The following is a 15302-nucleotide window of genomic DNA, read 5'->3' as shown; positions in this document are numbered from 1 at the left end:
TCCTAGTGCCCAAAGTAAGAACGTCATCTGTAAGTGAAAAGTGACGCTTTAATATCAATTTCGGGGGCAAATATATGAATACAATATGACAAAAGTGTTACAGAGCTAAATTTAGTTAAAACTAATTCTGCTTCTGCAGTTTTTGCCTTTGTCTTCGCCCAGAATCGCGGGCGCAGTAAACGCCTATTGCTTATTTTTTGCTTTATTTTGGGTCAAAAAATAGCACAGAAATAAAAAAGGGCGCTGTTAAGCGCCCTTTAAAGTACAAATAAACACCAGTTTATGTGTTTTTGACATCTAAAGCCTTTTCGATCTCACCAAGTGGAGTATGGCGTATGTCGGTTCCGTGCACCAAATAGATCACCTGCTCAGCAACATTTCGAGCGTGGTCACCAATGCGCTCTAATGCTCTTAATGCCCACATAATGTTCATAACTCGTGAGATAACTCGCGGGTCTTCCATCATGTAGGTGATCATTTCACGTACAGCGCTTTTGTAATCGGCATCGACATTACTGTCTTCGCGAACAACATCCATGGCGGCATCAACATCGTAGCGAGCAAAAGCATCAAGTACGCGACTTACAAGACGAATAACACTGGCCGCAAGGTGGCGCAACTCGACATAACCACGACCACCCTCAGCGCCTTCTGAGTTCAATGCTATGGCCATTTTGGCAATCTTATTGGCTTCATCACCAATGCGTTCAAGATCACGTGTGGCTTTAGTCACCATCATGACCAAGCGTAAATCCGATGCTGCAGGTTGGCGTCGAGCAAGTAGGGTGATGCTCTCTTGGTCGAGCGCAATTTCACGCTGATCGACTTCTTTTTCTGTTTCGATTACCTTCTCAGCCAAGGCGCCGTCGGCAGTTTCGATGGCTTTTACTGCATCTTTAAGCTGATCTTCAACTAAGCCGCCCATTTCAAGTAACTTGGTGCGCAAGTGCTCTAAGTCTTCATTAAACTGAGCTGAGATATGCTGATTTAAATTTAAGCTATCCATTGTCCTCTCCTGATATCGAAGGTTGCTGCTATCCATTGCAGCTTTTGTAATTTATCTTAAGTCTACACCGCTTAGTCACAAGTTCGGCGCATAAATTAACCAAAACGACCAGTAATATACGCTTCTGTGAGCTGGTGGTCTGGATTGGTGAAGACTTTTTCAGTGTCGTTTACTTCAATGAGTTTCCCCATGTGAAAGTAAGCTGTGCGATTAGAGACGCGCGCGGCCTGCTGCATACTGTGAGTTACGATGGCGATAGTAAAATTTTCGCTAAGTTCGGCGATCAACTCTTCGATCTTTGCCGTCGCAATCGGGTCAAGTGCAGAGCAAGGCTCATCCATCAAAATCACTTCAGGGCTCACTGCAATCGTTCGCGCAATACACAAACGCTGCTGCTGACCACCAGACAAACCCGTACCTGGTGAATGTAATCGATCTTTTACTTCATTCCACAAACCCGCTTTAGCCAGAGAGGTTTCAACGATTTCATCAAGCTCACTGCGACGTGATGCTAAACCATGAATACGCGGGCCATAAGCAACGTTGTCATAAATGCTTTTAGGGAAGGGGTTAGGCTTCTGAAACACCATTCCAACTTGAGCACGCAACGGCACTACATCGATTTTCTTGTCATTAATTTCAAGATCATCAAGCTTAATAGAACCATCTACTCGGCAAATATCGATGGTGTCGTTCATGCGATTTAAACAGCGCAAGAACGTCGACTTACCGCAACCTGAAGGACCAATCATGGCGATCACCTCATTGTTGCCAATGTCTAAATTGACATCGAACACCGCTTGTTTCTCTGCGTAAAACACACTTACATCGCGCACAGTTAGTTTGGCGTGATCACTAAAGGGGATGCCAACGGTTTCTTGGCTTTCTTGTTTGTCGTTAAGCAATGTATCAGTCATGCTTCTCTAGTACCTGTGTTTACCAACGACGCTCTAATCGCTTACGCAACCAGATCGCTAGGGTGTTCATTGAAATCAAAAACGCGAGCAAGACCATAATGGCGGCAGAAGTGCGCTCCGTGAAAGCTCGCTCAGGGCTGTCTGCCCATAAGAAAATTTGTACGGGTAATACGGTTGATGGGTCTGTAATACCACCGGGAATATCAACAATAAAGGCCACCATACCAATCATAAGTAAAGGTGCTGTTTCACCTAAAGCCTGCGCCATACCAATAATCGCACCGGTCAACATACCAGGCATTGCCAGAGGTAGTACATGATGCAAGATCATCTGCATCTTAGATGCACCCATGCCCAATGCAGCTTGTCTGATTGAGGGCGGCACGGCTTTAATAGCGGCACGGCTAGAAATAATGATGGTAGGCAAAGTCATTAAGGTCAGTACCAAACCTCCAACAAGAGGAATAGAACGAGGCATATTGAAGAAGTTCAAGAAGATCGCGAGGCCAAGTAAACCAAAGATAACAGAAGGCACTGCAGCCAAGTTATTAATATTCACTTCAATAAAATCGGTTAAACGGCTCTTCTTGGCATACTCTTCAAGATAAATAGCAGCAGCTACCCCAATTGGGAAGCTCAAGATAATCGTCACCGCTAACGTCAAAAGTGAACCAATAAGCGCCCCTAATATACCCGCCATCTCTGGTTCAGCACTGTCACCATTAGTAAATAGGCGAGTATTAAACTGAGTTTGAATCTGGCCTTCTTTAATTAGCGAGTCGACCCACTGAAGCTGCTTTTCATTCATGCGACCAATATAAGGTTCGGCATCATTTAAGCTTTTATAATAGGTATCGTAATCATCATCAGCCAGTAACCAGTAAGTCTTGCTTTGACCAAGTAAACTAGGGTCAGCTTTTAGCTTATCGCGTAAATCATAACCCGCACCGACACTAATCATGCCGTAGAGTACTCGCTTGTCTTTGCGGCCTTTAACCTCAGGAAAGCGCTTCTTCAGGGCCTTTTTAATTACGCCATCGAAGTTTGCAAAGACCAGTTGGTCTGGGTCACTCGCATCAGTAATTTCCAGTGTATCTGGGTCATAAGTCACTTCAATTTGAATATGTGTCTGGCGAAAAGCCCCAACACCATTGCTAATGATCTCAGTAAACAAGACCACCAAGCACAATAAGCCAAAGCAAATAGAAGCTAAGCCAAAAGCCTTAAAGCGTTTTTCAGCACGGTAGCGTTTTTTAAGGCTGAGCTGTACGCGCTCAACCGTCGTCAGTTCGGTTTTATTAGTCATATTGCTCACGATATTTCTTCACAACGTGCAGAGCGAGATAGTTCAACGCCAGCGTGGTAATAAACAGCATTAAACCAAGCGCAAACGCGGCTAAGGTTTTCGGGCTATCAAATTCTTGGTCACCCACTAACAAGGTAACAATTTGTACAGTTACAGTTGTCACCGAGTCGAGAGGGTTAGCGGTTAAATTAGCAGCCATACCAGCAGCCATCACCACGATCATGGTCTCACCAATCGCACGCGATACCGCTAACAAAATACCACCCACAATTCCCGGTAGGGCCGCAGGGATAACAACCTGCTTAATAGTCTCAGATTGAGTTGCGCCAAGACCCAAAGAGCCATCACGTAAACTTTGAGGAACCGCATTGATGACATCATCAGAAAGAGAGCTAACGAATGGGATAATCATCACTCCCATAACCAAACCTGCCGCTAAGGCACTTTCTGAAGTGACGTTCATCCACTGATTTAGACCCAAAGCCACCGCTGCATCACGTACAAAAGGCGCAACCGTTAACGCAGCAAAAAAGCCGTAAACAACCGTTGGCACACCAGCCAACACTTCCAATAAAGGCTTAACTGTTGAACGAAAGCGCGGTGGTGCATATTCACTTAAGTAGATAGCGGCCATCAAACCAGCAGGTACTGCAATCAACATTGCAATCGCAGCAATTAACATCGTACCGGCAAACAGTGGCACAGCACCAAAGCTGCTTTCAGAAGCAGCCTGATCCGCACGAAGTGCGCCCTGAGGACTCCACTCAGTGCCAAACAAAAAGTCCGTGACTGGCACTTCATTAAAAAAGCGCAGACTTTCAAATAGAACAGAAAAGACAATACCTAAAGTGGTTAGAATGGCTATACAGGCACAAGCCAATAAACCAAAGCGGAATAACGCTTCCACTCGCGCACGGGCTTTCATTTGTGGATTAATCATAAACCACACAATAGCAGCGCCAATAAACATGCCGGACATCACCACCACACCCTTCAGCCAAGAGCTTTTCACTTCTAGTGAAACAATGGCATCCGCTGCAGCCACCATGTAGGCTGGCACATCACCAGCCGCTTTGCCGTAGGCTACGTTATAAACCTGATTCATAACCAGACCAAGCTCAGAAGAGGGGCCATAACGCAGTGCTTCAGGTAAATGCTGCATGGCAACATAGTTGATGATAGTCGTTTCAAATATTCCCCACAGGCCCAATACAGCCACACCGGGCAACAAAGCCCATAGTGCGGTCAATAGACCATAAAAAGAAGGAAGAGAGTTGAGACGTTGGTCGCCGGCCATAAGCACGGATCGCCCGCGCCCAAGTGCGTACGCCGCCATTACCAACAGGCCCATGCCAACAATTAGTACCGATGCGCTCATAGAATTTTGTTCAGTAGAAATGGCAAAGCTCCGATGGTCACCAGCAGGATTCCATTCAGAGCTTCAGAAAAGCCAAGACTCCGTCTTGGCTGAAAATTGCTGCGTATTCTAAAGGAGTCAATCGAGGCAAGCCACATTTAGCTACACTCGATTGATCACCTTAATACTTATAGAGCTTTAAGAGGCTCTAAATTGCTTACACGCTTCTTGATTTCAGCACGCTTCTCATCAGATAGAGGAATCATGCCTTTGTCAGTCAAATAACCTTCTTCACCCCAAGCCTTCTCGCTGGTGAATTCAGCCAAGTACTCAGCAATGCCAGGGATTACGCCAACGTGAGCTTTTTTCACGTAGAAGTAAAGAGGGCGGCTTACAGGGTAAGAGCCATCAGCAATTGTTTCAAAAGTCGGTGCTTCGCTATCGATCAAAGAAGCCTGAACCTTGTCAGCATTCTGATCTAGGAAAGAGAAACCAAAGATACCTAGCGCATTAGGGTTAGCATTAAGCTTTTGAACGATAAGGTTGTCGTTCTCACCCGCTTCTACGTAAGCACCGTCTTCACGAACAATGTGACATACAGCCTTGTATTTAGCTTTGTTCTTTTTCTTCATGGCCTTGATCCAAGGGAAAGTCTTACAACCACCTTCCATTGCTAGCTCAGCAAATGCATCGCGAGTACCAGAAGTAGGAGGAGGACCTAGAACTTCGATTTTAGTAGCAGGAAGAGTAGGGTTTACGTCTTTCCAAGTCTTATAAGGGTTAGCAACAAGCTTCTCGCTACCATCGGCAGCAGGAACTTCTTTAGCTAGAGCCAAGAAGATGTCACGACGAGTTAATTTAAAAGGAGTCGCTTTAACAGAGTTTGCCAATACGATGCCGTCATAACCAATCAAAACTTCAACGATGTCTTTAACACCGTTTGCTTTACACATATCGAATTCGCTCTGCTTGATACGACGTGAAGCGTTGCTGATATCAACAGTGCTTACACCAGTGCCTTTACAGAATTCTTTAAAACCACCACCAGTACCCGTGCTTTCAATGGTAGGCGTCTTAAAAGAAGTGCTGCGACCGAAACGCTCGGCAACCACTTTAGAGAAAGGGAATACAGTAGAAGAACCCACAACACTGATAGAGTCACGAGTAGCTGCAACAGCTGAAGTAGCTGCAAGCATAGAAGCTGCAATGGCAGCACCAGCAAATAATTTTTTCACGAGAAATTCCTCAAGAAAGTAGTCAATTAACAAGAAATGTTGCCTGAACGCCGCTTTAAGCTGCAGCGGATCTCAGCCAACACTTCCTAGTGCTGGGCATAATATGGTTCCTATGTGACAGTTTTGTTACTTTTTACATAGCTTTGTAAAATTTTAGGTGCCAAGCAGAAGATGAAAGCAACGACACAGCTAAACATAAAACCAACAGACACTAAGGTAATCAACTGCAGAAGAGGGCTTGAGTAACCACTGCTTAATAAGAAAGGTGAGCAAAAAATTAAATAATATGAAGCCGCTAGGAAAGCTAAGTAAGAAAAGGTGGGTAACTACTCACACACCGCCATGCCGATATGTGAGTGGCTAGAGATACTTATAAGTTTATATCTAGCTCAAAATCCACCAACTCCTCTGCAAACTCCATATCACCTCTTAAGTGAATACCATCGTCATTCCACTGGGATTGAGAAACTCGAAAACTATCAGCCGAACTGCCGTCCACATCACCTAGGGTAAAGCCATAAAGGGAAATATCCATGGCAGAATTAAAAAAATCACTGTAGACGTCTATGCCATGAGCTAATTCATCCACAGTCATCACCAATTCGATCGTATCGTCTTTATAAGGTGCTCTGACGTACAAACTCTGCGTACCTTGCTCTGAACTAAGGTTGAGATTTTTAAGAACACTAATGCATTCAACAGGAGCTTCAACTATGTCATCTAATGAGTTGAAGCTCATATCAAGCGAGCCTAATGCATCCACTTTCTTTACAAAGCTTTTTGCTTCGACAAGTAAACCATCACAGCTGTATTCCACCACTAGGGTATCCGCCTCTTGAAAAAAGCTGACTTCTTCTTCGGCAAAACACTCCACAGATCTGCGATCAAGAAAATCCGCCAGCGCTACCGTTTCCCCCTGAGTACATAATTCAACACCATCACCAGCATCTATACTGAAAATCTCTTTTGTACTATGAAAATATACCTCCGCCTCAGTGTTACTGACATAAAATTGGGTGAATTCCCACTCAGACTCAGAGCTAAATACACTTCCATCAAGACTTGATACCTGTTCAGGTTTATCGATAGTAAAGGCCGTTGGCGCAACCAAAGTAGTGGGATTAGGGTTGGTATCTTCAACTATCACTGAAGTACGCTGTCTGTTATCCCCAAGCAAAGTCCCATTTTCAAGAGAGATCTCTACCGACACACTGACAGAACCAGGCATGTCTACTTCGGGGGCAACAAAACTGATGGTATCAGTGTTCTGTCCAGTAAACGCGACATCATCGCCTTTAAAACTGATCTGCCAATCGTAAGCTACATCGGCAGAACCTTCGACTTGGGTATTTAAAGAAAGAGTGACGGTTTGCCCTTCATTCACTGTTAAGGAGTATCTAGAAAGGTCGTCGACTGTGATATTAGTAAGCGTCTTAGGAGCCTCTGAGTTCGAACTATCACCGCCTCCACCACCACAAGCAAATAAAGTAAGTGTGGTAAGTGCTAATAACAGTTTTAATGAAAATTTAGGCATATATCCCTCTTAGGTCGTTTATTCCATCGGCGATTAATTTGCCGGCATAATACTCATTTTTATTTTCCTCATCTAGACAAATAAAAATAAAAAACTCAATAAAATCAAATAGTAAGTACGAAATCAGCCAGTGACTCTGGCAAAGGAAAGGGGTTCTTAAAGGCTTTACTATATAATGCCAGCGCCCAAGATGACCTTAGACAAGGAATGTTATGCCCAACGCCCTAGTGCGCCTATTACAGCAGCTCAATAACAACATAAACTGCCTGCAAAGCAATATAGCTGCACTTTTACGCTGGCTGCTGCTCTTTATGACCCTGTGTGTCAGTGGCATTGTGCTCGCTCGGGTCTTCAACTTTGGCTCTACTGCTGTTCAGGAAAGCATCGCTTACGCCCATGCTTTTTTGTTTATGCTTACTTTGGCCTATACCCTGCAACAGGATAAGCATGTCCGGGTGGATATTTTCTACCGCCGCTTTAAGCCTGAAGGCCAAGCCTGGGTAAATTTAATCGGCAGTATTTTATTTTTATTGCCTTTTGCGATCTTTATTACTGCGATTAGTTGGCACAGCATGTTGCAGAGCTGGCGCATTCAGGAATCGTCTCTCAACCCCGGAGGGTTGCCGTTAATCTTCCTTCTTAAAAGCTTAGCTCCAGCAGCCGGTTTCTTACTTGCCTTACAGGCGCTTAGTGAAGTAGCTAAACAGCTGCTTATCATCAGCCTCAAACATGAGCAGGCTAATTAATGGAATACATCAGCCTTGTTCTTTTTATCTGTATTTGTGCAGCTCTAATGCTGGGTTATAGCGTTGCTTTCACTTTGGCCGGTGTATCGCTCTTATTTGCAGGCTTTGGCATTGTCGCGGGCATTTTTGATGCGAGCTTACTGCTTGCCTACCCTGACCGAGTATTTGGCACCATTAACAACGGCACATTAATCGCTGTCCCACTCTTTATTTTGATGGGTGTTCTGCTTGAACGCAGCAAGGTGGCAGAAGAGCTTCTCGAGAATATGGGCAGCTTATGCAGTCGCTTGCCTGCAGGCTTGGGTTTAAGTGTTGTTGTCGTTGGAGCCATGCTCGCTGCCAGCACAGGTATTGTTGGCGCCACTGTTGTCACAATGGGGTTAATATCCTTACCAACCATGCTTAAGCGCGGTTATAGCCCAGAGCTTGCCTGCGGTACTATTTGTGCAACAGGCACCTTGGGCCAAATTATCCCACCGAGCATAGCCTTAGTATTGTTGGGTGATATTATTTCTAGCGCTCACCAACAAGCTCAACTCGAGCTTGGCAATATCAGCATTAGCCCTATCAGCGTAGGCGACCTGTTTATGGGAGCCATAGGGCCTGGCCTTATTTTAGTCGCGCTCTACCTTATCTATTTACTGTTCATTGGAAAATTTAAAGCTGAACATGCCCCCGCTGTTAATGATGAACATAAAGTTAGTGCAAAAAAATTACTGACAAGTATTGCCCCACCACTGCTGTTAATCGTATTGGTATTAGGCTCCATTATAAGTGGCAGCGCCACACCAACTGAAGCAGCAGGCGTCGGTGCTCTTGCCGCTTTTATACTTGCTTGGCAACGTGGGCGGCTTAATCGTTCGGTATTAACTGATGTCCTAGACAGTACCACAACGGTTACAGCAATGGTCTTTGCTATTTTGCTTGGTGCTTCACTATTTTCTTTGGTCTTCCACGGTTTTGGCGGCCAACATATGATGCAGGATATTTTCAGCAACCTACCTGGTGGGCATTACGGTGCATTGCTACTGGTTATGCTACTGATTTTTTTGCTCGGGTTTATATTAGACTTTATTGAAATCACCTTTGTAGTGGTGCCATTAATAGCGCCGCCATTATTGATGCTTGGTTTCGACCCGCTGTGGCTTGGCATTATGATTGCCATTAATTTACAAACCAGTTTTTTAACCCCGCCTTTTGGTTTTGCTTTATTTTATCTTAGAGGTGTTGCGCCTAAGTCTATTAAAACAAGCGCCATATACCGAGGGGTTATTCCTTTTATTGGCATTCAATTATTGATGCTAATACTGCTTACCTTTGTGCCAGAGATTGCTACTTGGCTACCCTATAGCTTAAAAGCTTAATTAGCAGCCATAAAAAAGCCCAGGCTCCTAGCAAACCTGGGCTTTTTTCTAACAACATGGCATCACTAGATAGCAAGTACTTTAAGATTAAGTAAATCTAAGATCGTTTGATAATCACCACTCATATAGGCCTGCATCAATAGTGGGCTTAAGCTTTCGATACTACCATCGTGCTGAGGCTCAAAACTAATACTTAAGCTTTTACCACCATCTAAAAATACAGCAACTTGTGAAATAGCATCTGAAGCTGCTGGCTGTACAGCTGGCGGCAACATCATTTGTGACTGCATATTGGCCATAGCTAACCAGTTGGAATTAAGCTCTTGAACACTTTGTTCGCGCTCATCAGCCACTTCTTGTAAAAAAACCGGTAAACCTCCCTGATCACTGATACTCATGGCAAGCTTTGGAAAACTGCCTTTCATCATGGCTGCTAATGCCGTCGCTTGCTCAACCTCATTACTTGGATCTGAATATAGAGCCTCTAAGGGGATATCTTTACTCACCCAATCGAGTTTATAACTCATCACTTTATCCAAACCAATTTCTAAATTTGTCGTTTGGGTTTGGCTATTTTCTTCATCAAAAACATAAGAAAATTTTGCATCTAAAGGCAGGGTATCTTCAACACCAATGGACTTTAAATAATCGGAAAAAGCACCTTGATCTTGTTGAAGCTCAGCAATAAAATCATCTGGCAACTTTAAGCCCTGCAAGGCAACATTTACATAATGAGGTATCTCATGCTGAATATCGTAATCTTCGACTCTTAAGGAACGAAAAACAACAGGGTCATCACTTTCTGAAGTAAGAAGTGAAATATTAAGAAGCTCTATATCCCCAGTAAAAGAAACATTTAAATCTTCATAAGCAACATCCACAATCTCTGGATTTTGCTCAATTTTAAGCATAAGTGCATCAATCTTTGACTCTACTTGTTGATGCATCCACGATTGGTAACCAACAGCAGCTCCTGCAAGAGCAAGCGCTGTAACGCCACCGATAATTAATCCTTTTGCCATTATTATTCCTCAGGGATAAAAAAATATTAAAACGTCTATGACCGTTCACTAGCGTAATTCAAGATAGGCTTTTTCACCTATTTCACTATAGTTTCTTGCCGACTCTAAATATTGCCAATAATTCTGATATACCTTGGCAAACTGCTCATCGCCTTTAGATAGTTCTTCATAAAGCGCAAGCGCATTCTTTCTATAAACAGCAAGTACACTCTCAGGGAAACGTCGTATATCGACGCCATAGACCTGCTTTAGTTCAATCAAGGCCGTCTGTGATCGACCTTGGTACTCATCAAGCATTTGTTGATTAACCGCCTTAGCTGCCACATCAATAATTTCTTGTAAGTCTTTAGGCAGACTGTCATAAGCTGTTTTGTTTACAGTAAATTCCATAGCCGGGCCCGGCTCATGCCAACCTGGGTAATAATAGTGTTTAGCGATTTGGTGAAAACCCATAGCTAAATCGTTATAGGGGCCAACCCACTCCGTTGCATCAATCACCCCTGTTTGTAAGGCATTGAAAAGTTCAGCGCCTGGGATATTCACCGCTGTTCCACCACTGCGACTAAACACCTCTCCGCCGAGACCTGGGATGCGCATTTTAAGCCCTTGAATATCACTAACATCGTTAATTTCGACATTAAACCAACCCCCCATTTGCACCCCAGTATTACCACCGGGAAAAGGGATAAGGTTGTAGGGCTTATAAAGTTCACGCCATAACTCTAAACCGCCACCATAACTGATCCACGCATTGTATTCTTGTGCTGTCATGCCAAAAGGTACTGAGGTAAAAAACACAGCCGCTGGAATTTTACCTTTCCAGTAATATGCTGAGCTGTGCCCCATTTCAACAGAACCCGAGCTCACTGCATCAAACACTCCCAATGCAGGCACTATACTATTACCACCATGCACAGTGATAACTAAGCGGCCATCACTCATCGCCAACACTTTTTCCGCAAACATTTCAGGACCCATGCCAAGCCCAGGAAAACGTTTAGGCCAGCTGGTTACTAAGTCCCACTCAAAAATTTCACGGTTTTTCTCGCCTTCAGTGAGCATTAGTGCAGGTTTTGCTTTGGCTGAACCAATAACAAGTGCGGCGAAAAGAGCCACAGATAGCAATAATAGAGCTGCAAGCGCGGTGGGCATCCACCAAGGTTGATATCGTGCCGACACAAAAGATTCCATTTACGTGAGAAAGGCGGGCATTATAAGCTAAGAGAGCTAAAGTCTCTTAGCTTATCTAAGTCGCCACTGGCCGACTCATCAGAAGCTGATTAATGAAGCTTAAGTACAGGCCGCAGCTTCTTACTAAGCTTGCTCACTAACATTAACAAGCCCGTTCGAAAATATCCGTGCAAAGCGACTTGATGTAAGCGATATAGTGAAACGTAAAGACGCTTAGCAATTGAGCCTTCAACAAACACGCGCTCTCGTACAAGCCCACGTAAAACCCCCACGGACGAATAGTTTGCAAAGGAAACAAGCGAGCCGTGATCTTTATATTCGAACTTCTGCTCTGGGCGATCACTTAAGCGAAGTTTGATGTTTTTATACACTTGAGATGCCATTTGATGTGCCGACTGAGCACGAGGAGGCACTTGGCTACCATCCGCTTGTGTTAATGCCGCACAATCACCTAAAGCAAAGATATCGCTGTCGATGCTACTTTGTAGAAAGTCATTAACAACCACTTGATTGGCTCGATTGGTTTCAAGACCACCTATGTCTTTTAAAAAGTCTCGACATTTAACACCTGCGCACCAAACCAATAGATCCGCCTCGAGAAACTCGCCATCATTAATTTTAAGGCCGTTTTCGCAGATTTCATTTACTCGAGTACTTAAGTGTAATTCTGTACCTAGTTTTTTAAGAATCTCACTGGCTCTATCACTAATGCGCTCAGGTAGGGCAGCAAGCACACGAGGGCCAGCCTCAATCAATTGCACTTGCAAGCTGCTTCGATCAACGTTTTTAAAGCCATACATCTTGAGTGATTCTGCTAGTTGATAAAGCTCTGCTGTTAGCTCAACGCCTGTGGCACCTGCGCCCACCACGGCAATACGTAAGGGTTTGTCAGCGCCAAGCGCTTTAAGACGGATAAACTGGTTAAAGACCCGTTTATGAAAACGAGCTGCTTGCTGAGTGTCATCAAGACTATAGCTATGCTGTTTGACTCCCGGAACACCAAAATCGTTGGTCACTGAGCCAAGCGCAAGTACACAAATGTTGTAGCTGATAGTGCGCTCGGGAACGAGTACTTCGCCACTGACATCATTAATCGCATCGAGTTTTAACTGCTTATTGTCGCGATCAATGTCATTTAAACAGCCCATTTGAAATTCGAAGCCATTATTTGCAGCATGCTGACGATAATCGAGACCTTCGGTCTCGGCATTCATGCTACCAGAAGCCACCTCATGCAATAGAGGCTTCCATATATGGAAAGCATGTTTATCTAGCAATAACACTGAAGCGTCATCTTTGTTGCGATAATAACGCCCCAGTTTTGTAGCTAACTCTAAACCACCTGCACCGCCACCAACAATTACGATCTTACACGCGCTCATTCAGTACACCTTGAAGTTAAAAAGCTTAGGTTAACACCAGCAAGAGCCTTACTTCGAGTGATATAAGGTGTTTTTACAAATTAAAGAACGTCTAGTTTTGCGTACTGCAGCATCAACCACTTTGTACCTTCACTAGCAAAATTAATTTGCAGGCGTGCACCAGCACCTTGGCCTTCAATTGCTAAAATCGTACCTTCACCAAAGACGGGGTGGCTCACTTGTTGCCCCAAGTTCATACCGGGCACGGTGTCACTTAAGCTTTGCTGCTGAAAACTAGTGGGGCGGCTTATCGCTTTTTTCATACGCACTTCTTTTATATATTGCGCAGGGATCTCACGAGTGAAGCGAGAAGGTGAATTAACGGTTTCTTTACCATACATTCTTCGGCTTTCGGCATAAGTAAGCACCAACTTTTGCATAGCGCGAGTTAGGCCAACATAAGCAAGGCGGCGCTCTTCTTCTAAGCGACCCGGCTCTTCGGCACTCATGCGATGGGGAAACAATCCCTCTTCCATACCTGCAAGCACGACCATTGGGAACTCTAGGCCTTTAGCACTGTGCAAGGTCATCATTTGCACAGCTTCTTCATAATCATCAGCTTGGGCATCACCCGCATCTAATGCCGCTCGATCAAGAAACGCATCAAGTACGGCTACATCGTCATCATCGGCTTCAAAAACACGACAGGCGCTAACCAATTCCTGTAAGTTTTCTACACGGGCCTGACCACGTTCACCTTTTTCTTGCTGGTGAAAATCAATCAGACCCGAACCTTCAACAATGACCGAAGCTATATCACCGAGATTTTGTTCAAAGCACTGCTCTTCTAGCGTATCAAGTAAGCTTAAAAACAGCTTAAGCGCATTCGCTGCTCGAGCGCTAAATACATTATTGGCAATCGCTGCTTGGGCAGCATCAAACATCGAACTGCCTTGGTCACGGGCAAATAAGCGCAAGGTTTCCAGTGTCTTATTACCAATACCACGAGTAGGGGTGTTAACAACACGTTCAAAGGCGTTGTCATCATTGCGGTTACTCATTAAGCGCATATAAGCTAGGGCGTTTTTGATTTCTAGCCGCTCATAGAAACGCTGGCCGCCATAGATTCGATAGGGTACATCAGCGCGAATAAAGGCTTCTTCGAGCACTCGAGACTGGGCATTACTGCGGTAGAGCAGGGCGATCTCAGACGCTGTTGCGCCATCTTCTATCCACTTATGAACCTGATCAACAATATAGCGTGCTTCATCTTGTTCATTAAAAGCGGCATAAAGATCAATGGCTTCACCTTCACTGCCCTCTGTCCAGAGGGTTTTGCCAAGTCTATCGCCGTTGTTCTCAATTACAGCATTGGCTGCATTCAAGATGGTCGAGGTTGATCGGTAATTCTGCTCTAGCCTTGTTACCTGCACTGGTGCAAAATCTTGCTGCACCTTGTGAATATTCTCTATTTTGGCGCCACGCCAGCCGTAAATACTTTGGTCGTCATCACCGACAACAGTGAGCGCGGATTCTTGGCCAGCTAATACACGCAACCAAGCATATTGAATACTGTTGGTATCTTGAAACTCATCCACCAAAATCGCTTTAAAACGACACTGATAGTGCGCAAGTAAATCAGCATTATTTAACCAGAGCTCGTGGCTACGCAGTAACAGTTCGGCAAAATCAACCGAGCCGGAACGCTCACAAGCCTCTTCATAAGCATGGTAGATCTGCTTCATCACTTGGGTGTACGGATCAAAACTGTCTTGAATATAAGCAGCGCGTAGACCGTCATCTTTTTTACCGTTGATAAAGCCTTGCGCCTGACGGTGGGGCCAGCGGCTATCATCAATCTTCAGCTCTTGATAAATGCGTTTAATCAAACGCAATTGGTCATCACTATCTAAGATTTGGAAATTCTGCGGCAACTTAGCTTGCTGCCAATGTTGGCGCAAAAGCCTATGCGCTAAACCGTGGAAGGTGCCCACCCACATAGAGCGCAAAGAGTGTTCATCACCAATTTGCTGACTTAAACGCTCACGCATTTCAGCTGCAGCTTTATTGGTAAAGGTCACCGCAAGTATTTGCTGGGAACTTAGATGCTCGACTTTCATCAGCCAAGCAATACGCTGAACTAAGACCCGCGTCTTGCCTGAGCCGGCACCCGCAAGCACAAGCTGATTAGCCAAAGGAGCACAAACCGCTTCACGCTGTTTGTCATTTAAAGAGTTGAGTAAGTCAGATACGTCCATAACAG

At 44.6% G+C, this 15302-nt stretch carries 12 protein-coding genes; 2 read left to right on the top strand and 10 right to left on the bottom strand.

The genetic code is table 11. The features are described 5' to 3' along the window. Nucleotides 1–280: 280 nt before the first annotated feature. The 6 genes from phoU to AB1S55_RS04295 all read right to left on the bottom strand — a co-directional run bounded on the left by phoU (nucleotide 281) and on the right by AB1S55_RS04295 (nucleotide 7355). Nucleotides 281–1006 (bottom strand): phosphate signaling complex protein PhoU, encoded by a 726-nt coding sequence (phoU, locus tag AB1S55_RS04320; protein ID WP_370980560.1) that lies wholly within the window; start codon nucleotides 1004–1006, stop codon nucleotides 281–283. Nucleotides 1007–1101: 95 nt separating this feature from the next. Then, nucleotides 1102–1923: a phosphate ABC transporter ATP-binding protein PstB gene (gene pstB, locus AB1S55_RS04315; protein ID WP_370980559.1), complete on the bottom strand. Its 822-nt coding sequence runs from the start codon at nucleotides 1921–1923 to the stop codon at nucleotides 1102–1104. A gap of 19 nt (nucleotides 1924–1942) precedes the next feature. After that, complete coding sequence (gene pstA / locus AB1S55_RS04310; protein ID WP_370980558.1) at nucleotides 1943–3229, bottom strand: phosphate ABC transporter permease PstA; 1287 nt, start codon at nucleotides 3227–3229, stop codon at nucleotides 1943–1945. Beyond that, a complete protein-coding gene (pstC, locus tag AB1S55_RS04305) occupies nucleotides 3222–4607 on the bottom strand; it encodes a phosphate ABC transporter permease subunit PstC (RefSeq protein ID WP_370980557.1) in 1386 nt (461 codons plus the stop codon). Before pstC ends, pstA begins: the two co-directional genes overlap by 8 nt. A gap of 167 nt (nucleotides 4608–4774) precedes the next feature. After that, nucleotides 4775–5782: a PstS family phosphate ABC transporter substrate-binding protein gene (locus AB1S55_RS04300; RefSeq protein WP_370981566.1), complete on the bottom strand. Its 1008-nt coding sequence runs from the start codon at nucleotides 5780–5782 to the stop codon at nucleotides 4775–4777. A 409-nt stretch (nucleotides 5783–6191) separates the two neighbouring features. Continuing rightward, a complete protein-coding gene (locus AB1S55_RS04295; RefSeq protein ID WP_370980556.1) occupies nucleotides 6192–7355 on the bottom strand; it encodes a hypothetical protein in 1164 nt (387 codons plus the stop codon). A 212-nt stretch (nucleotides 7356–7567) separates the two neighbouring features. Between AB1S55_RS04295 and AB1S55_RS04290 the strand changes: the two genes are divergently transcribed. Further along, nucleotides 7568–8101, top strand: a complete 534-nt coding sequence (locus AB1S55_RS04290) for a TRAP transporter small permease subunit (protein ID WP_370980555.1) — start codon at nucleotides 7568–7570, stop codon at nucleotides 8099–8101. 47 nt (nucleotides 8102–8148) lie between these two features. Next, nucleotides 8149–9465, top strand: coding sequence for a TRAP transporter large permease subunit (locus AB1S55_RS04285; protein WP_370981565.1), 1317 nt, complete (start codon nucleotides 8149–8151; stop codon nucleotides 9463–9465). 65 nt (nucleotides 9466–9530) lie between these two features. On the opposite strand, the gene AB1S55_RS04280 is transcribed toward AB1S55_RS04285, so the two are convergent. The 4 genes from AB1S55_RS04280 to uvrD form a co-directional block, all read right to left on the bottom strand. Further along, nucleotides 9531–10487 (bottom strand): hypothetical protein, encoded by a 957-nt coding sequence (locus AB1S55_RS04280; RefSeq protein ID WP_370980554.1) that lies wholly within the window; start codon nucleotides 10485–10487, stop codon nucleotides 9531–9533. 48 nt (nucleotides 10488–10535) lie between these two features. Further along, nucleotides 10536–11678 (bottom strand): TRAP transporter substrate-binding protein, encoded by a 1143-nt coding sequence (locus AB1S55_RS04275; protein ID WP_370980553.1) that lies wholly within the window; start codon nucleotides 11676–11678, stop codon nucleotides 10536–10538. Nucleotides 11679–11767: 89 nt separating this feature from the next. Next, nucleotides 11768–13060 (bottom strand): NAD(P)/FAD-dependent oxidoreductase, encoded by a 1293-nt coding sequence (locus AB1S55_RS04270; RefSeq protein ID WP_370980552.1) that lies wholly within the window; start codon nucleotides 13058–13060, stop codon nucleotides 11768–11770. An 80-nt stretch (nucleotides 13061–13140) separates the two neighbouring features. After that, nucleotides 13141–15297 (bottom strand): DNA helicase II, encoded by a 2157-nt coding sequence (gene uvrD, locus AB1S55_RS04265; RefSeq protein ID WP_370980551.1) that lies wholly within the window; start codon nucleotides 15295–15297, stop codon nucleotides 13141–13143. Nucleotides 15298–15302 lie beyond the last annotated feature (5 nt).

The sequence above is a fragment of the Agaribacterium sp. ZY112 genome, from assembly GCF_041346925.1.
Taxonomy (GTDB): domain Bacteria; phylum Pseudomonadota; class Gammaproteobacteria; order Pseudomonadales; family Cellvibrionaceae; genus Agaribacterium.
The sequence above is the reverse complement of the archived record's forward strand: the minus strand, read 5'-3'. Positions and strand labels throughout refer to the sequence as shown.